Annotated in this window: 16 protein-coding genes; 3 read left to right on the forward strand and 13 right to left on the reverse strand. The window is 52.2% G+C overall.

The features are described 5' to 3' along the window. Window positions 1-25: 25 nt before the first annotated feature. The 4 genes from HVZ52_RS21885 to yiiM all read right to left on the reverse strand — a co-directional run bounded on the left by HVZ52_RS21885 (window position 26) and on the right by yiiM (window position 3,966). Window positions 26-1,276: an MFS transporter gene (locus HVZ52_RS21885; protein ID WP_094761768.1), complete on the reverse strand. Its 1,251-nt coding sequence runs from the start codon at window positions 1,274-1,276 to the stop codon at window positions 26-28. Between the two features lie 118 nt (window positions 1,277-1,394). After that, window positions 1,395-2,351, reverse strand: a complete 957-nt coding sequence (locus HVZ52_RS21890; RefSeq protein WP_053388909.1) for a TIM barrel protein — start codon at window positions 2,349-2,351, stop codon at window positions 1,395-1,397. 8 nt (window positions 2,352-2,359) lie between these two features. After that, window positions 2,360-3,064: a GntR family transcriptional regulator gene (locus tag HVZ52_RS21895; protein ID WP_019077919.1), complete on the reverse strand. Its 705-nt coding sequence runs from the start codon at window positions 3,062-3,064 to the stop codon at window positions 2,360-2,362. A gap of 227 nt (window positions 3,065-3,291) precedes the next feature. Then, complete coding sequence (gene yiiM / locus HVZ52_RS21900; RefSeq protein WP_115191155.1) at window positions 3,292-3,966, reverse strand: 6-hydroxyaminopurine reductase; 675 nt, start codon at window positions 3,964-3,966, stop codon at window positions 3,292-3,294. A gap of 152 nt (window positions 3,967-4,118) precedes the next feature. Between yiiM and HVZ52_RS21905 the strand changes: the two genes are divergently transcribed. Then, a complete protein-coding gene (locus tag HVZ52_RS21905) occupies window positions 4,119-5,015 on the forward strand; it encodes a dihydrodipicolinate synthase family protein (RefSeq protein ID WP_016155205.1) in 897 nt (298 codons plus the stop codon). A 41-nt stretch (window positions 5,016-5,056) separates the two neighbouring features. On the opposite strand, the gene kdgT is transcribed toward HVZ52_RS21905, so the two are convergent. Both kdgT and sodA read right to left on the reverse strand, forming a co-directional pair. Then, window positions 5,057-6,040, reverse strand: coding sequence for a 2-keto-3-deoxygluconate transporter (kdgT, locus tag HVZ52_RS21910; RefSeq protein WP_016155204.1), 984 nt, complete (start codon window positions 6,038-6,040; stop codon window positions 5,057-5,059). Between the two features lie 235 nt (window positions 6,041-6,275). Continuing rightward, window positions 6,276-6,896 carry a superoxide dismutase [Mn] gene (sodA, locus tag HVZ52_RS21915; RefSeq protein WP_016155203.1) on the reverse strand — a complete coding sequence of 207 codons (621 nt, stop codon included), beginning with the start codon at window positions 6,894-6,896 and terminating at the stop codon, window positions 6,276-6,278. Window positions 6,897-7,151: 255 nt separating this feature from the next. Here sodA and HVZ52_RS21920 point away from each other — a divergent pair, with 255 nt between their 5' ends. Both HVZ52_RS21920 and rhaT read left to right on the forward strand, forming a co-directional pair. Further along, window positions 7,152-8,573, forward strand: coding sequence for an L-fucose/L-arabinose isomerase family protein (locus HVZ52_RS21920; protein ID WP_137351785.1), 1,422 nt, complete (start codon window positions 7,152-7,154; stop codon window positions 8,571-8,573). Between the two features lie 201 nt (window positions 8,574-8,774). After that, entirely contained in the window at window positions 8,775-9,809 is a 1,035-nt protein-coding gene (gene rhaT / locus HVZ52_RS21925; RefSeq protein WP_016157897.1) for an L-rhamnose/proton symporter RhaT, read from the forward strand. Between the two features lie 119 nt (window positions 9,810-9,928). On the opposite strand, the gene HVZ52_RS21930 is transcribed toward rhaT, so the two are convergent. From HVZ52_RS21930 to rhaR, 7 genes are all read right to left on the reverse strand, one after another. Further along, on the reverse strand, window positions 9,929-11,107 hold the full coding sequence (locus tag HVZ52_RS21930; RefSeq protein ID WP_181598690.1) for an MFS transporter: 1,179 nt from the start codon (window positions 11,105-11,107) through the stop codon (window positions 9,929-9,931). A gap of 3 nt (window positions 11,108-11,110) precedes the next feature. After that, the gene (ptsP, locus tag HVZ52_RS21935) at window positions 11,111-13,600 is read right to left on the reverse strand and encodes a phosphoenolpyruvate--protein phosphotransferase (protein WP_181598691.1); all 2,490 of its coding nucleotides are present in this window, start codon (window positions 13,598-13,600) and stop codon (window positions 11,111-11,113) included. A gap of 4 nt (window positions 13,601-13,604) precedes the next feature. Further along, window positions 13,605-16,196 (reverse strand): glycoside hydrolase family 38 C-terminal domain-containing protein, encoded by a 2,592-nt coding sequence (locus HVZ52_RS21940; RefSeq protein ID WP_181598692.1) that lies wholly within the window; start codon window positions 16,194-16,196, stop codon window positions 13,605-13,607. A gap of 87 nt (window positions 16,197-16,283) precedes the next feature. After that, window positions 16,284-17,399 (reverse strand): PTS fructose transporter subunit IIC, encoded by a 1,116-nt coding sequence (locus tag HVZ52_RS21945; protein WP_047415600.1) that lies wholly within the window; start codon window positions 17,397-17,399, stop codon window positions 16,284-16,286. Next, window positions 17,392-17,706: a PTS fructose transporter subunit IIB gene (locus HVZ52_RS21950; protein WP_181598693.1), complete on the reverse strand. Its 315-nt coding sequence runs from the start codon at window positions 17,704-17,706 to the stop codon at window positions 17,392-17,394. The genes HVZ52_RS21945 and HVZ52_RS21950 overlap by 8 nt, the downstream gene beginning before the upstream one ends. Beyond that, window positions 17,636-18,097 (reverse strand): hypothetical protein, encoded by a 462-nt coding sequence (locus HVZ52_RS21955; RefSeq protein ID WP_152607070.1) that lies wholly within the window; start codon window positions 18,095-18,097, stop codon window positions 17,636-17,638. Before HVZ52_RS21955 ends, HVZ52_RS21950 begins: the two co-directional genes overlap by 71 nt. A 222-nt stretch (window positions 18,098-18,319) precedes the next feature. Beyond that, the gene (gene rhaR / locus HVZ52_RS21960) at window positions 18,320-19,168 is read right to left on the reverse strand and encodes an HTH-type transcriptional activator RhaR (protein WP_049282355.1); all 849 of its coding nucleotides are present in this window, start codon (window positions 19,166-19,168) and stop codon (window positions 18,320-18,322) included. Between the last annotated feature and the right edge of the window lie 86 nt (window positions 19,169-19,254).

Genomic DNA, 19,254 nt, shown 5'->3' on the forward strand with positions numbered 1-19,254 from the left:
ACATCGTACCGGGGAAGTTCTCACATTATGCTGCCACAGTCGCAGCCGCTAGCTTTTGCTTTTTAATCCGCTTCACCAGAATGGTCGAACAGATAAAGCCCATTAAGCTGAACGCAATCATCACGCTAAAGACATAGTTATAGCCCGTAATGCCGCTATTGGTATCCAGTAAATAGCCGTATAACGTATACGCAAACATGGCGGGCATATAACCGATGATACAGCCAAATGCCATCGCCGAACCGGCATATTCACGCGGGGTACCAATCTCATCCATTGGTGCAAAGAAAATGGCGCGCTGTGAGAAAATAATCGCCCCAAATCCTAGCGTCGCCGCCATACCGATATACACATTCATCGTTTGATGTGGCAACAGCATAAAAACAACCATAGCAGCAGCAGAGATCAGAAACGTCCACTTCAGGTAAACCGTAGGTGATTTAGCAACCTTATCCGCCAGCAGCCCACCAATCGGCCCTCCCACCATTTTCAATGCATACTGGTTGATGATGCCGTACGCGCCGACGAGCGCTACCGGCAGCATGTAGATATCTTTTAAGAATGGGATGAAGTAAGTCAGGCCACAGTACGCGGCGTAAACAAAGAAAATCCCTAAAGAAGCCAGCCAGACGTTAGGGCAGGACAACACATGTTTGATACCCTTTAAGACTTCCATGTTGGCACTGGTTTTCTCGCCGCCTTTCACTTTGTCATCATCGACAATAAAGTACGTCACAATACCTGCCGCAAGCGTAATGACCGTATAAAACAACAGACCCGCCTGCATCCCCGCTTTACCTTCACCAAACTGGACGAAAACAAACAGAGCGCCAGAAGCGACGATAACATCCACCACGCCGCGTCCTGCTTCTAAAAAGCCAAACATGCGCCCTTGTTCTTCTTGCGTACCTAGCAGACGCACAGCTTTCAGTAACACCGGCCAATAAACCACATCGGCAAAGAACGCCATTGCGGCAAAGCAAATAAGATAACCGGTAAATGACGGTAGCGTCGCCAAATATAAACCGCATAGCCCAACGCCAATCAGACCAAATGGTAATAATATTTTCTTGGAATAACGGTCTGCGATATAGAGCGACAGAAAAAGCCCGGTTGTCTGAACAATCGTATAAACGGTAAAACTTAAACCAATTTGCGTATTGGTTAAACCCCAGTCACTTTGCATTGGCACATAGAAAACGTCTTTCATACTTGAAAGTTTGAATATTGTGCCGCCGCCTAAAATTAAAAAACAGAGCCTTGCCCATTTATTCATGAACATAGTTAAACCCTCATTGCTTGTTGAGAGAAATATTTAAATTAAATCATATAACTAATAAATTAAGAGAGTTATTTTCATAACCCTTTTCGTATTTAATAATATTTAAAGAAGTTTATTTATTACTTGTAAACTTATCGCATAAATCACGGATATACTTTATTTGAGCAAGAGCATGTTCTTTTTCCTGCGCCAGTCGCGCATCAATCATGTTACTGTCGGGCAGCGGCGTATAGCTTGCATCGCGCCATGGGATCCAGGGATTATCACCTTCATCATCAAAACGAAATGCCGGAGCATAATATTCAACTTCCTCTTCCAGACCGAAAGCATTTACTTGCGGTTTATCCTCACCTAAAAGTAATAATGCCTTAAGCATCTCTTCCATTGGTAAGTCACCGTATCCTGAACGACAAGCCTCATGCCCCCAGCCTTTACCTTCTTTAATAATTTTTGCGTCTTTGATATGCACCTGAGTGATTAGAGGGGACATGACCTCTAACGCAGAAAGCGGCTGCTCATTGGCGTTAATCATGTTGCCAAAATCAAAAAGAATAGAGAGATTCTTCATTCCACTATTATTAACCAGCGTCACCAGTTCATGGCCTTGCAGATCTTCATGCTGTTCGATAGTAAAGCTTAGTCCGCAATCGTCATACTGAGACAACCACGCAATATCATTGGCAATCTTTGCCATGACATCGTTGAGATGTCCTTCATAGCGCGGGTAGAAACGTACTGAAGTTGCGCCAGTTGTCACAGCAATACGGATCGCATCCGTCAATGTCGCCTTGTCCGATGCGCTCGTTTCAATATGTACATCGAGGTTATATTTTTTGGCCTTTTCTTTAAAATCGTGCAACTGCCGATCGTTTAGTTTCTGCAGTGATTGGGACTCACCATCCTCAACATGTATTTTCACTCCCTTTAATTGTTGCTGATGCGCAATATCCAGAAGATCGCCCGGAAGGACTCTCTCATAGCGCATATTCAGATGAAAGGCATAAGCATGTAGGTACAGTGGTATATTTCTCGCACGTTCAGCGAGAAGTTCTTGGTTGCATTTTCCCATTATTTTTCTCATTCATCACGAATAACAAGTTCCACAGATTCAAGTCGCCAGTATTCAAAATCAACCTGAACCACTTTTTTATCTCGGGTAGCCCGATGTTTTTCTACTAAAATTCCATAAGTATTAGGCGCAACGCCCAACTCTTTGCAGGCCACTTCTGGCATATTGACCGGTTTAAAAATCATTTCTTTGATATTTAAAGCATGACCAAACGCATCTTCCCAGACGCTGGCAAAAGACTGATTGCCCAATTTGTTAATGAATCCGGGCGCAACATCAGCATCAATATAGGACTCATGGTAAAACACTTTATGCGAATCAAGACCACACCAACCGGTAACTAAATAGCGATCACCGGAGGAGAGAAAAACATCATCAACATGGTGCGGAACCGTCGCAATCGTTTCTTTAGTTAAATAACCCCAAAAAGGCTTGCGCCCCTGAGCACAGGCTTCAGCATTAAAGCTGGAAAGTGATTTGGGATTATAAATAAATCGCTTCGATGAAATAAACCAACCACTGCGGTTCTTTCGGAAGATACGCGCATCGATCTCAAGCTCAATCAGAACCTGACGTAAGGTCATGCGCTTCGCATCCAGCAACTCACATAACTCTCTCTCCGAAGGCAATTTAGAGCCCGCTGGCAAATTATTCTCGTTTAACCAGCTTTCAAAGCGCTCTCTAAGCACATCAACATTGTTTTTCTTTTTCATCTTGCTCATCTGGTTTAAACCAATTTGAAGCTAAGATATTTGAGTGCAGGAAATACTCAAGTTTTTTTTCAACGCAGAGTTTCTTTTTGTGGGCCAGGTATCAAGAATGGACTGAAAACATGGCGTGACAAGCAGGTTTTTTACCCGCTTTAGTATGCAGAGATAAGAACCACGAGAGAGGCAAATCAGGTGTTACCACCTGATTTAATTGCATGGCCAGAATGGCTTTATTTTCCCCACAAACGGCGGGAATTGTCTTCGATCTTGCCGCTTAAACGACGCTTTTGCATCGTTCGGGTCCAGCTTTTCGATAACCCGGCAGCCGAGAGTAAACGGTGATATTGTGAGTCATCAAACGGCATATGCCAGGCAATGGCAATCGCCTCCCGCACGCTGACGTCGCTGACGCGTGAAGCCAGGATCAACGGCGCGTCCGCCGACACCTGGCCTGGAGCGATGACGCTGCACAACCAGCCCGTCTTGCCTGCATCCTGCATCTGGCTAGCCATATCGCTGATGCCAAAATGGAAATTCAGCTTAAAGCACGGCGAGCGCGGCTGCGTGACCTGAATCAGCGCATCTCCCCACTGGAAAATGTCGCCAATAAATACATTCTCTTCCGTTAGCCCCTGAGTAGAGAGATTCTCGCCAAACGCGGGCGCGACAAAGAGCTCTGCCTGCTCCGGAAACTCTTGTCTCCAGTGCTGATAGTGTTCACGCGGATAGTGGCACAGCGCGCGATCCGGCCCACCGTGAATTTTCGTTTCCGCCTGTTCATCACCCGTCAGCCCCAGTTCGGTCAGCATCAGCTCGCCGTCAACCTGGACCTTAGCAATCGCGCTGGGACGGCTTCCCGTGTAGTCCCGAACCTTGCCTGTAAAAACATCGACCGGATATCGCATCTGTTCCCTCTCCCGATAAATTTCCCCCATTACACCACATTTATTTTACCCCAGTCGCTCAAAATGAGAGCACGGTTCACATGAAACTTAGGGACACATGCTATCAATGTAATCTGGTTTTGAAACATCATTTCAAATAAGGAGTCAACAACGTGACTGGTCAATCGCAATTTGCTGGCGTCTGGTGTCCTTCCATTACGCCAATGGATAATGACGGCAAGATCGATCTTAACGGTCTAAGCCAGCATCTCAAACGCCTTACCGAGGCCAAAATCGACGTGATTTTGCTGATGGGTAGCATCGGGGAATTTGCCTCCTTTACGCTCGAAGAAAAGCTGTTACTAATCCGCGAGGCCCGCGCTATGAGCTCGCTGAAGATGGTCGCCAACGTCTCATCCACCTGCCAGAATGATGTGCTGTTGATGGCGCAGGAAGCGTATCGCGCCGATTACGACGCCGTGATGATCCTGCCGCCTTACTACTATGGGCAAACGGCAAAACAGCTGCTGAGCTACTTCCGTCAGTTGGGGCAGAAGCTCAGCGGTAAATGGTTTGCCTATAACTTTCCGGCGCGCACTGGCTGCGATTTAACGCCTGAACTGGTTGCCACCCTCGCCGCCGAGTTCCCCAACTTCGCAGGCATTAAAGATACCGTCGACTGCCAGTCCCATACTCGCAGTATGATCCAGACCACCCGCGCCGTACGGGAGGATTTTGCCGTGTTGTCCGGCTATGACGAATACTACATTCCTAACCTGCTGGCAGGCGGCGCGGGGGTGATTTCAGGATTAAACAACGTCATGCCTGAACTGTTTGTCAGCGCACGGGAAGCATTTAAACAGGGCGACCTGACAGCACTTCGCGACATTCAGGACCAGATTGGCACCTACATGTCCATCTACGCCATTGGCGAAGATTTCGTCACCACCATCAAAACCGTGGTATCGCGTAAGTTTGGCTATTGCACCGGCGTGTCACGAAATGCCGGCGGAGAGTTGAACGAGGGTGAGTGTCGGACCATCGATGAGGTATTTGTCGTCAAAGCGTAAATCGTTAAGCCGGATGGAACAGACCATCCGGCAAAAGAGACTTACTTCACGGCGCTACGAATATCAATTTCCGCCGCCCTAGCTTTTACTCTTTTCGACCAGATGGAAGTGATAATCGGCACCAGAATGGAGGTCACAATCACCGACGTGGCGACAAGGGAAGTTGCTGCCGGCGCCATCGGTTTAAATGCCGGAACCATTTCAGCAATCAGCACTGGCGTAGCGACCGCCGCACCAGCTGAGCTGGAGGCCGCAATCCCCGCTGTGCCATCGCCGCCGCCAATCAGTTTATCGGCGATAATCAATGGAATACCGGTAATAATAATTACCGCCACGCCCAGCAAAATACCCAGTACACCGGTCTGCGCAATCACGCTCAAATCAATGGTGTTACCAAGCGCGAAGGCAAAGAAAGGAATCAACGTCTGCACCGCTTTGCTGAAGAACTCCCGCAGCTCAGGGTCCAGATTTCCCAGCGCAAAGCCAATCAGGAACGGTAATACGGCCCCCACAAACACGTGTGGTTCAAACGAAGCGATCCCGGCGGTTCCCAGAATCACCATAGTCATCAGCGGGCCAGACTCCAGCGACATCAGGACAAACGCCCCGGCCTCTTCTTTGGTGCCGTACTGCTGCATAATCGAGGCATACAGCCCGCCGTTGGTCATATCCATGGCGGCCACCAGCGCCAGCGTAGACAACCCGGCGAAGAAACCAACTTCTACACCATGTTCCGGCAGAATACGTGAAGCAATCGCCGCGACCACCCACGCTACCAGGATCTTGGTTATGACCAGCGTGCCTGATTTACGCAGTACGGTACCGGTGGCGCTTAGCTTGATCGACGCCCCCATACAAAAGAACCAGACCGCCAGAATAGGCACCGTACCGGTGATCATACCGTTGGTAAAGGAGCCGAAGTATTTCCCGGCGCCGGGAGAAAAGGTGTGACACAACGCGCCCAGAAAAAGCGGCACGAGCATCATGCCGCCTGGGATTTTCTCTATCGTTCGTTTGATCTGCATTTCCATCACCTGTAGACATAAAAATGGGGCAATTTTTATGGGCGATTGCATCTTGCTTATGAGATGCGCCCGTCTTGATGAAACGAAGATAGACATTCATAGAGACTATAAAAGTGATCCCACTCGCATAATAAAACCTTGTTTCAATTTAAGTGGATCATTGTTTTTATATTGATTTTGATCACAAAAAAACCCCCACAAGCATCGCTTGCAGGGGCTTATCAAAGCGTAGAACTTATTTTTTCGCTGCGAAACGCGCGGCAGCTTCGTCCCAGTTCACCACGTTCCAGAACTCTTTGATGTAGTCCGGGCGGCGGTTCTGGAATTTCAGGTAGTAAGCGTGTTCCCAAACGTCCAGGCCCACGATCGGGAAGCCGGAAGCGCCAGAGATAGCTTCACCCATCAGCGGGGAATCCTGGTTAGCAGTGGAAACAACAGCCAGTTTGTCACCTTTCAGAACCAGCCACGCCCAGCCGGAACCAAAACGGGTTGCTGCAGCTTTTTCAAATTCAGCTTTGAAGTTGTCCACGGAGCCGAAGTCACGTTCGATAGCCGCTTTCAGGTCGCCCTGCAGCGTAGTACCGGTTTTCAGGCCTTTCCAGAACAGGCTGTGGTTAGCGTGGCCGCCCGCGTTGTTACGCAGTACGGTTTTCTTGTCTGCTGGCAGTTGATCCAGTTTGGTGATCAGCTCTTCAACAGGCAGGCTCGCGAATTCAGGCAAGCTTTCCAGCGCAGCGTTCGCGTTGTTTACGTAAGCCTGGTGGTGTTTGGTATGGTGGATTTCCATCGTCTGCTTATCAAAGTGCGGTTCAAGGGCATCATAAGCGTACGGCAGGGATGGCAGTGTATAACTCATAATCATCTCCAGTATTGTCGGGCGGCCAGTGTTAACGCCGCGTAAGCAGTTGGGTCATTATAGTTAATTAAATGATATTGAAAATGATTATCAATGCCGTACTTTTTACATGGATATTATGAGGTAAAAGTGTGAGCATCACTGGGAAAATCAGGCTGATTTTGCCAACCTGAGTAGAAAATAGGCAGCGACATGAAGGACATGGGAGATAAATCACGACATAGTCTGAAGATTATCTCACAAGGAAATATTGCTATGTCTGTCAACATCGCCCTTTTTGGTATCGGCCTCGACACATACTGGCCCCAGTTTACAGGCCTTGAGTCACGTCTTCAGGGCTATCTGCAATCAATTGATGAGCGCCTGACGGCGCAACAAGCCAGCGTGATTAATGGCGGCCTGATTGATAACGTCGATAAAGCCGATGCCCTTATCAGACGGTTGCAGCAACAGCCGGTCGATGCTGTCTGTCTTTACATCAGCACCTACGCGCTCAGCTCAACGGTGCTACCGCTTGTGCAGAGTATCAATAAACCGGTCATTATTCTGGCCCTACAGCCAGAGCCAGGGCTGCCTTATTCAACAATCCGTCAAATTCCCGATCGGGGAGGTCGTACTGGAGAGTGGCTGGCGCACTGTCAGGCCTGCAGCGCCCCCGAACTGGCAAACGTGTTTAACCGTGCGAATATCCGCTTTCAGTTAATTGTTGGCGCATTACAGGGCGATGAGTATGTCTGGCAACAAACGGCGCAGTGGCTACAGGCACTTAACGCTCGTCAAATGCTGGCAAATTGTCAGGTCGGCGTCCTCGGGCACTATTATGACGGCATGGTAGACGTTTACAGCAATATGACGAACTTGTCCGCCAAAATGGGCGTACGCTTTAAGCCATTGGAAATGTGTGAGTTGGCGGAATATCGCGAGCAGGTCAGCGAGGCAGACCTCAATGCCAAACGACAGGAAATGCACCGTGTACTTCAGTTGGATGCGGCATGCGAACCTGCAGAGCTCAACCGCGCACTCACCACTGCCTGCGCCATGGATAAACTGATTGCCCAGAATAAACTCGGTGCACTAGCCTATTATTATGAAGGCCGTAACGGCAACGCTTACGAGAACATCATCACCTCAATCATTCTCGGCAACACGCTGCTTACCCACCGTGGTATTCCCGTAGCGGGAGAATATGAAATCAAAAATGTGCTGGCGATGAAAATTCAGCAACTTCTGGGGGCTGGCGGTTCATTCTCAGAACCATATGGCATTGAATTTAATGATGATGCTGTTTTGTGGGGACATGACGGTCCGGCACACCCGCTGATGGCGGATGGTACGGTGAGTCTGGTGCCGCTGCCGGTTTATCATGGTAAACCCGGTAAAGGTGTATCTATCCAGATGACCGTAAAATCAGGTCCGGTGACCTTTCTTTCGGTAATTGAAGATGCCGAAAACGGGGTGCGTTTACAGTATGCCGAAGGTGAAGCTGTGCCAGGTGAAGTCCTGGATATTGGCAACACCAATAGCCGCTATCGCTTCCCGTTATCAGCTCGCGAGTTCACCACGCAATGGTGTATGGGCGGCCCAGCTCATCATTGCAGCATTGGCCTGGGGCACCATGGCGAGGCACTGGAAAAACTCGCCTGGCTACTGGGTATTCAGGCAGTAAGAATTTGCTAATCCTCTATATTTCCGCCCTTCTCAAAAAAGAGGGGCGGGGCCGCATTTGTGATCAATATCCCTTTCATCCCCTGAATTTTGCCAGCATTACTGATCACACGGCAGCATGCTGAAGGTTAATCTATTGCTCACTCTTTAGACTTTTGAACATCAAAACGGGTGTTTTCATCCTGCCAAATCGATAATTCAAAAGGAAACAGAATGGGTAACGCAATTACGATGGGGATAATATGGCATCTAATCGGTGCCGCTAGTGCCGCTTGTTTCTATGCCCCTTTTAAAAAGGTACAACACTGGTCCTGGGAAACCATGTGGTCTATAGGTGGTTTTGTTTCATGGCTGATCCTTCCCTGGCTCGTCAGCGCGATCCTTCTGCCGGACTTCTGGGCCTATTACAGTTCATTCAGTGCGTCCACCCTGCTGCCGGTATTTTTATTCGGTGCCATGTGGGGGATTGGTAATATCAACTATGGCCTGACTATGCGCTATCTCGGTATGTCGATGGGGATCGGGATCGCTATCGGCATTACGCTAATTGTTGGTACCTTAATGACGCCAATCATTGCCGGTAAATTTGACGTGCTCATTGGCACACCAGGCGGGCGTATGACCCTGCTCGGCGTGCTGGTTGCCCTGATCGGAGTGGCGATTGTCACCCGCGCCGGACAGTTAAAAGAGCGCAAGATGGGCATCAAAGCCGAAGAGTTCAATCTGAAAAAAGGTCTGATACTGGCGGTGATGTGCGGCTTTTTCTCCGCGGGGATGTCCTTTGCCATGGATGCGGCTAAACCAATGCACGAAGCCGCTGCAACACTCGGTATCGATCCGCTGTATGTCGCCCTGCCAAGCTACGTAGTCATCATGGGCGGTGGTGCGGTGATCAATCTGGGATACTGCTTCATTCGTCTGGCAAAAATGAAAAACCTGTCAGTAAAGGCCGACTTCTCTTTAGCAAAACCGCTAATTATCAGCAATATCCTGTTTTCTGCGCTTGCTGGCCTGATGTGGTATCTCCAGTTCTTCTTTTACGCCTGGGGCCATGCCAAAATTCCAGCACAGTATGACTACATGAGCTGGATGCTGCACATGAGCTTCTACGTCCTGTGCGGCGGTATCGTGGGCCTGATCATGAAAGAGTGGAGCAATGCAGGGAGACGTCCGGTCAGCGTGCTAAGTCTTGGCTGCGTAGTGATCATTGTCGCGGCAAACATTGTTGGTCTGGGAATGGCCAGCTAACGACACAACCCCCGACGACGATGACGCCACTGCGCTGGCGTCATCCCAATTTTACGGTTAAATACCACCGAAAATCAGTTTCCGTTGTATTACCTTAAATTAACCAAATAATGATGGCGTTACTCACAAAATACCTCCGTTCGAGCGTATAGCTTAAATCCGTTCAGCAATAAAAACAGATACCCGATAACCGGCACCCAAAAGCTCAAACGCAGGCCAATAGCATCAATAACCATCCCCTGGATAAAGGGCAGCACCCCGCCGCCAATGCCCGCCATAATCAAGCAAGCAGAAATAGATGCCGCATAGCGATCAAGGCCGGAGAGCGTGCGAGAGAAAATAATGGGATACATCACCGAGTTCATGAGCCCCGTCGCCAGCAGGCAATAGCCGCCAAAACGGTTAGCGAAAACTATCGCGGCAACGGTTAGTAGTACCGCTCCCGAAGAACACAGGCAAAACAACAACTGAGGTCGGCAACAGTGAGCCAGCAAGCCATACAAAAACCGACCCGCTAATGCACCGCCCCAGTACAACGCGATAAAGGAGGTCGCTTGTGCAAGCGAAAACCCGCCCAAAGATGGGTCGTGAAGATAGCTGAGAGCCGTAGTACCCATGCTGACTTCAACGCCAACGTAAACAAGAATGCCACTCACCCCAGTACGAAACTGCGCATAGCGCCTGAGCGCACGAATCGCAGAAAAAATATTCTCGTGCGCGTCACGAAAATCAGCAATTGAAAAACGGTAAAACGCAACCAGCAGTATGCCTCCCACCAGCATCAAACCGAGATACATCCCCGGAACTGAAATGACAGAGCCAGCCAGAACAACCGCCAGGACGACAGGCGCCAGCGCCGCCCCGAGGGAGTTGATGGACGACGCCAGACTGAGGCGTCCAGCCGCACTTTGCGCCTCGCCAAGCCGATTAACATAAGGGTTTGCGACCACCTGCATCGCCGCAACCCCCATCGCCACAATGAAAATCCCCACCAGGCAACCGGCAAATGATGCCAGCCAGAGCGATACGGCAATCACCACCGAACCACTTGCGGCAAGTATCAACGCCAGTAAGAGTGCGCTGCGATACCCTAAACGCGCCATCCAGCCTGAACACGGTAAACAAATCACAAACGGTGCGAGATAAAACGCCACATTTACCAACATCGAGTCTCGCCATGAAAGCGAAAAAACTTGCCGGAAAAAGGGAATCGTGGCGCTATTAATTGCCGTCAGGACGCCCCAGTAAAAAAAGACAGCCGACAGCAGAATGAACGCCCGGCGAGGATTCTGTACCATGATTTATCCCGCCATTTCCTGTGCCAGATGCACGGCGACATCCTGCGGCGACATGCTGCCAAGCAACTGCTCACGGAACTCCACATGCATCAACTTACGCGCCAGACGGGAGAAGATTTTCATATGATCGCCCTTCTCCTGCTCACTCACCGTCAGCATGATAACCAGCGAGACATCCACCTCGTCGCTCCACGCCAGCGGCTCACTCAAACGCATCACCGACACGCTACTGTGCGCGACCGCCGCCGATTTGCAGTGCGGAAGCGCAATTGCAAATCCTAATGCGGTAGAGAAAATCGCTTCACGCTGCCAAATAGCCTCTTCAACGGCTGAGCCGGAAAAGACCCGCTGTTCGACCTCCAGATTATCGGTGAGCACCTTAATCGCTTCCGCTTTACGGGTAATCGCCCGATCGAGCAGGATCAGGGCGGGATCAAACACGGGTTTTGCTTGCGCCGCCACCTGTTGCGAAAGTAGTACCGCCACGTCCTGACCACTTTCACAGGCTAATGCCCGTTCCAGCGTCTGCTCGCTGTGCGCGAGGGTTAAGGTCATTAAGCGCGCCTTTGCTGGCGCAATACGGCTTGAGGACATGCTGATCTGTCGTAAACCAACGCCCAACAGTAGCGCCAGCGCCGACGGGTCGCCGCCCATCTCGCCGCACAGGCTGATCTCAATACCGGCCCGCTGCGCGCGCGCCGTCATCTCCTTCAGTAACTGTAAAAACGCGGGATCAAAATAATTGTAGAGATGTCGAACCTGCGCGTTGCCCCGGTCGCAGGCCAGGAAGTATTGCGTCAGGTCGTTGCTGCCAATCGAAACAAAGTCGATATACGCAGCGGCTTTCTCCAGCAGATAAAGCACTGATGGCACTTCCGCCATAATACCCAGCGACCACTGCCCAACCGCCGCCCCCTCGGCCAGCAGTTGCGCCGCTGTTTGCTGGAACTGTTCACGCAGCCACTTCACCTCAGCAAGCGTAGTCACCATCGGCGCCATAATGTGCAACGGTCCGGCGGCGCTGGCACGCAGTAGCGCACGTATCTGAGGACGGAAAATCGACATAAATTCGGGATACAGGCGGATGCCGCGCCAGCCAAGAAAGGGGTTTTCCTCCGGCGGCATCGCCAGATAGTCACAGGGTTTATCACCACCAATATCCAGCGTACGGATCACCACTTTACGCCCCCGCGCCTGTTCCAGCACGTGACGATAGGCCTGGTACTGCTCCTCCTCGTCAGGCGGCGCGGCTCGTTCGCAGAACAGCATTTCAGTGCGGAACAGACCAATCCCCTCCGCCCCGGCGGCAAATGCCGTTTCCACTTCCGCAGCCAGCGCGATATTCGCCAGCACCGTCACCCGTTCGCCCTCTTGCGTCGCCCCAGGGCGTTGAATAAGCGGCTGTAAACGCGCCTCAAGGCGCTGACGTTTGTCCTCTTCCAGTTGATACCACCGCAGAGCCTGCTCATCCGGCGACACCACCACCACCCCGTGGCGAGTGTCGAGCAGCAGCGCTTCACCACCGCGAATACGCCCCGCTTCCGCCGCCTCTACGCTCAGCAGCGGAACCCCAAACGATCGCGCCAGAATGACGGTATGTGATGTTTCCCCGCCCGCGCCCATCACCACACCTTTCAGATGCGGACCGCGCAGCGCCAGAAACTGGCCTGGCGTTATGGGAACCGGACTGATAACGATGGTGTCTTGCGACAATGCCGTTTGCGGCATCAGCGGCTGCGCGGTGAGATGCGCCGCCAGACGCAGGCCCAAATCCTGTACATCCAGCACCCGCTGTTGTAGGTAGACGCTGCGACTTTCGCGCAGCGGCGCGCTCAGTTCATCCAGCGCCAGCGCCAGTGCTGCCAGCGCATTGCGCGCTGTACGGTCGGTAAGTAGCGAGGTTTCGAAGAGCGCATCGTCCAGCAGTTTGACATGAGCCTGTAGCACCGACGCGGCTTCTCCCTGCGTATGCGGTAATGCGTCGTGAAGCTCGCGGCGTACTTGCTCAAGTGCCGCCGTCAGCGCGGCTCGCTGTACAGCCGGCGCCGCCACCGCCTCTTGTTCTGCCAATTGATACAGATCCGGCACGCCCAGATGCATTGCCATCCCTTGCGCCAGCCCAGCGCTCACGCCGTTACCGCGCACCCACTCCGCACGGGTCTGCGCCAGAAAAACCGGCAGAGGTTGCTCCACCCGTTCCGGCGTCCGGGCAACGGGTTCATCACACGCGGCAAACTCTTGCCTCACAAACTGAGTCAGCGCCTGATGCGCGGCAGATTCATCCTCGCCCTCAATCACCAGTTCACACGGGTCCTGATACAAAATATCGGTCCCAATCATCGCCAACACGCTACGGGCATCGGCCTGACGCTGGTTACGCAGATTGCCTATTTGAACGCGAGCCTGAAATGCGCTGACGCGCTGCTCTAACGCACTGGCGGGGCGAGCATGTAGACCATTTGGCAACGGGCAGGTAAAACGAATGTTTAACACAATATTATCCTCTGGCTGCGGGCGTAATACGCCATGAGATCGGCGTGCAGGCCGGTATCGTTTCATGCGATGAGTTCAGCGATTTTTCCGCCAGCGTAACTTCGCACACTGTCGCATCAGCGACCGGCGTTGAGCTGATCTGCGGCTGCGAGCCGGGGTTCCAGCCGCGTAAAATCAGCGCATCTTCACGTTGCGCTTTTTTCAAGGTGCTGAAATGGAGTGGTGCCTCCCAGTGCAGCAGGCTGTAGGCTGTCGGGAATGTCAGCGCGTGTGGATTAGTTTTAAAACGCGCCCAGCCGCAATCCAGCCAGCCAACTGGCGGTGTGCGCCAGGCTTCGACTTCACGCCAGAAGTTCGGGCTTTCACCATCGCACAACGGGATGAGCGCGAAGCGGGCGCTAAATTCGCCTGGGATCTGTGAGTCTGGGGAAGGCAACGCCATACCGGATGCGCGTCCCGGACGCCACGGCATACCGGCACGTCCCAGCCAACCCACGCTACGCAGTAGCGTAATGGCGATAACCGATGGGCGTTCTGCGGGAATTTCATATTCTCGCAGCCCCTCCGTCACCACACTGATGCCCTGCTTGCCATCATGCATCATTACCAGACTTTGCATTGGCCACAGCGATGCCGGGGCTTCACCCCAATTTTCCTGCTGCCAGACATCCAGCGTGGCCGGTCGGTTGGCGCGACGAATGAGACCAAACGGTTGATCGGCAAAATGGACATCGGTAAAGACATCAGCAGGAATTTCCACCTGTAAACGATGATCGTGCAAGGTGTTGTTGACGCTAACCTGGAGGTCCAGCGTCGGGCGCTGGTGATCCAGCATGACCACCATGCTGACATCCAGTCGTGCATTACAACGGTGCTCCTGCCTGTCGGCCAGCGTGTGCGGTGCTGCGATAGACCAGCTTAGCGACAACGTGTCCACCAGCGCGCCGCGCTGCCAGTCGGCGTGAAGCAGCGCCCCTGCGCCGGTAACGCGCCAGTCATCCTCTGGTGGAGAATAGTTATAGGTGTCACCGGCATCGCCGCCGTCCACCAGTTGAATAAGGTTCTCCCAGCGCTTACCGCTGCGCTTATCGACCAGAACAACCTGTTCGCCTTCCAGCGTCAGGCGTAACCACGGGTTCTCCAGCGCCTCTTCTGTCGAGGACGGCACAGCAAATCCGGGGGCGCACTCATCTTGCAGATACAGGGTGGTATAGCCGCAGGCGGGGAGCGATGCGACCTCCAGTAAAATATCGCACCGCCGATAGAAGACGGGATCGGGGCTATTGGACAGTTCCTGAACAATGACGGACATATCTTGCGATGTCTCACGCATAATCTGCCAGCGACAGGGTTGTCCCTGCTCGTCAACAATGCGGAACGCCTCACCGGGTAGGTAGAGCGTCAGCGCCACCAGGCCATCGCGCACCGACGGCAGCGCGTTAAAGACGATGATTTTTTTACCCTGTTGCTGCGCCGTAATGCCGTTTGCCAACATCTGCATATTCAGCTCGTACAGGCGCTCGGCTTTTTCCTGACCCGAGAGCAAACGCGCCTTAACCATTGCATTCACGCGATCGGCGTTACACCCACCGATACTATCGTGAGCGTGGGATTTCATCGCCTCGCGCCATATTGTCTCAATGGCACGCTGCGGATAGGGCAACCCCAGCGTCCAGGCCATACTCAGCAACGGTTCTAGCTGACGGCTGACGAAGTTCTCCAGCCGGACGTTGGCCTGTTTAATATCCATGCGGGTAGAAAAAATACCGCGATGGATACGCATATATTTCGGGCTTAGCAGTTCGCCCTCAAAGATCGCCAGCGGCGTATCCGCCAGCGCGGCAAAGTAACGGCTAAAGTCGCTGCGAATAAAGCGGTACGCCGTTTGTTCCTGGTTCAGCGTGTCGAGCATTGCCGGAACGCCGTACTCAAACGGTGACTGATCGTTACCGTTCGGCAGTAGTAGCTGCGTACTGCGGCTAAATGCCGCCTGCTTTTCCATAACCGCAGAGAGGCGCGGCCAGGCCTGGTTGGCATCCGTCGGCAACCACTTAGCGCACCCATAACCCTGCGGTAATACTGCCGTCGTCACCACGCTGCCCCCCTGGCTTCGCCAGCGGAACTCGGTAAACGGCGTGTCGTACTCGCTCCAGCCGCGCCAGATAACCGCGTGGTCGATGGCAAACTGATTAAGGAACATGGGCAACTGTGCGCTCTGGCCAAAGGAGTCCGGTACATAACCGACCGCCATTCTCGGCCCTATCTCGTCACAGTCTGCCTGCCCCAGCAGCAGATTGCGGGTGATGGACTCAGCGCCAACCACCAAAAAATCGGTCTGTGTATACCAGGGACCGATTAACAAACGTCCGGCTTTCACCAGCGCCTGCACGCGTTCGCGGTTTTCTGGTGCCAGTTGGAAATAATCTTCCAGCACCACCGTTTGGCCATCAAGCATAAATGGACCTAATGATTCATCCGCTTCAAGATGTTGGATAAGATCTGCCATAAAATAATAAAGCAGAGCCTGGGAATCATTCTCCGTAAAATACCATTCACGATCCCAGTGCGTATGCTGAATTAAATGAACCGTTTTCATTTCGTTTATTCCTGTTTTAAGGCGTAGGTAACCCGCACGGATATTTACCCGCGCTAAACATAGGGAAATATTAATTCAGTAGTACGTCTAACGGCTGGCTTTAAATTTCGGCGCCACCGTCTCTTTTCTCACCTCAGGCGTGGCTGTCGGGCCACGGAATATCAACAGTGAGCCGCAGGCGATAATCGCCGAGCCGCAGACAATTGAGAGCACATAAATCGGCCATTTTTCTACCGCCAGCCAGCCGTAAAAACCGGAGATCGGCGCATGGTTTACCGCCCCTAATCCTACCGCCATCGCCGCCCCCACCGCCGAGCCAATCACGTTGACGACAATAATTCTTGGATTTGACAGCGCAAACGGAATGGCGCCTTCAGAAACACCAATCAGCCCCATCAACGTAGAGGCTTTACCCGCCTCACGCAAGGATTCCGGGAAGCGTGACGACCACAGCAGCGTAGCGACACCCAGACCAATTGGTGGCACGATAATCGCCACCTGCGCGGCGGTGTTTGGGTCATAAATACCGGAGGCCAGTAACGCCATTGCCGTCGTCACCGCCGCCTTGTTAATCGGGCCGCCGAGATCAAACCCAACCATGCCGCCAATGACCGCCGCCAGCAGCACTTTGTTCGTGCCGGACATTGATAACAGCCAGCTTTCCATGCCGTGATTCAACGCCGCCAGCGGCGTACCGATAATAAATGCCATCACCACGCAGGTCAGCAGCGTACCGCCGACTGGCAGAATGAAAATAGGCACAGCAGAGGAGAGCGCCTTCGGCAATTTGATGTAGCGGTTCAGGGCGCGAACGATATAGCCCGCGACAAAACCGGCCGCCAGCGCGCCGAGAAAACCCGTTCCCAGGTTACTTGCCAGCAGTCCGCCAATCATCCCCGGCGCAAGACCCGGTTTGTTCGCCAGCGCAAAGCTGATATAGCCGGCCACCACCGGCAACATCAGGGACAGCGCCAGCCCGCCGAAACCATCAAATTTGTGCAGCAACTGCACCACCATGCCGGCCTGCTCGTAGCTGGCATCCCAGATGTTATCAATACCGTAGAGAGAAGCGCCGATACGGGCGATCCCCATTAGCACCGCTCCAGCAATGACAAACGGCAGCATCCATGAAACGCCGGTCATAATGGCGTTCTTGACCTCTATCCCGGTAGACGGTTTGTCTCCCCCCTGAAACTTAGCCATTTGCAACCTCCTGCTCTACTGCTTCAAACACCGCATCGCCAAATTTGATGGGATCAGAGACGCTGCATTCGAGCTTCACCATGCCATCGAAACGCTCTTTCCCGCTAATCGCAACGTCGGCAGCAATGATGACCGCGTCAGCGCGCGCCAGATCCTCTGGCGTAATTTCATTCTCAGCGCCAATGCTCCCCTGCGTTTCCACTTTAACTTCATGCCCACGGTTTTTCCCCATGATTTCAAGCGATTCCGCAGCCATGTAGGTATGAGCAACGCCGGTCGGACAAGCTGCAACACAAACAATGTACATAATGATTCCTCATAGATTCAGGCAATAAAAAAAGCACAATGGCGAAAGTGCGCATTGTGCTTTGTGTAGGACTAACAAATTGATAAACCTGGCTTTCACCGTCAGCGCCGCTGGCATGGCGGCAAACTAACAGTTGGTGCAGGCTGGAGTTACGGAAACTGAAGGCCAGCTCATCACGTTTGCGACGGCACAGCAGCGCCTGCGGGAAATGCAGGCCAAAACGGGCAGGACGATGACAGCGTTGACGTACGCTCGCGCCGATAGCTTCGCTGGCGCAGTCCCACAGGCTGGACCATTCGCGCGCCATTTGCGTATCCATACACTCCTGCTCGGCGATATCATTTTCAGCCAGATCGTTAACGGAATTAAACCAGCAAAAATAATCAAGCATACGTTTAATTTTGCGATCGCAAGATAGCAAAATTAAAAGCAGACTTTTGATGATTATTGAGTTGGTCAACACAAACGTTACTCCGATAAATAAGTTTGTTGAGAATAAAACAAAAATAAAAGAGCAACTGTGATTTATTGCACAGAGCATTCACTAATTATGTCTAATTTAGTCTGAATATGTATCAAAACGCCACTGCAATATATAAACCACATTTATATATTATGGTGTCACCCGACTACGATGGCGCCATTGCCCTGGCGTCATCCCGACTTCGCGGTTAAATACCACCGAAAAATAGTTACTGTCTTCAAAACCGCACTGCATAGCAACTTCACCAATCAGCTTTTCAGTATGCGATAACAGATACTGAGCATGGCAAATGCGCAGTTGCCGCAGGTAATGGTTGATAGTCATCCCGGTCTGGCTGCGAAACTGCTGGCGCAAAACGCGTTCGCTGCACCGTTCACGCTCGCAAAACGTATCCAGTTCGAACGCATGCTCATGGCTACCGGCTAACGCGGTGATCAGTTTATCCAGCAGCGTTTCACTTGACGTCGCCGGGAGCGTATCCGTGGCATAACGATGACGTTTAAGGTGAGTTATCAGTTGACCAAACAGCAGCTCAGCCATGGTAAAGGCCTGCGCATCGCGCTGATTACTTTCATGCTCAAGCTGGCTTATCACCTGTCTGGCCTGGGTCATGCCAACGCTGCCAAGTCGCCAGTGCGGCTGCCTTGGCGTACCGTCAAATCCGGGGATCGCCCCTTGCCAGTCAACATTCAGCGTTAACCGCTCCGGGCAGTAGATGATATTTTGCAACACAAGGTCGTTAACGGAGGTGTAGGAGTGTTTATCTTCGGCGCGAATGTAAAACAGATCGCCACGGGTTATCCGGTACGGACGATCGTTAAGGACATGCAGTCCATTGCCGCGCCAAACCAGAACCAGCTCGCAAAACTCGTGGGTATGCTCAGCAAAGACATCCTGCGGATAACGATCGGCCACGGCGACAGCCTGCTGCTCATGCGCAAAAAAGTCTGATTTCAAAAGAACCAGATGATTCGCCATCACATCACCTCAACCTGTACGCTTGCCGGATAAGCGCAGCGCATCCGGCATGAAAGGGTATGATTATCAGCAAACGGACGGTAAAA

This window comes from Citrobacter sp. RHB36-C18 (genome assembly GCF_013814485.1).
Classification (GTDB): domain Bacteria; phylum Pseudomonadota; class Gammaproteobacteria; order Enterobacterales; family Enterobacteriaceae; genus Citrobacter; species Citrobacter braakii.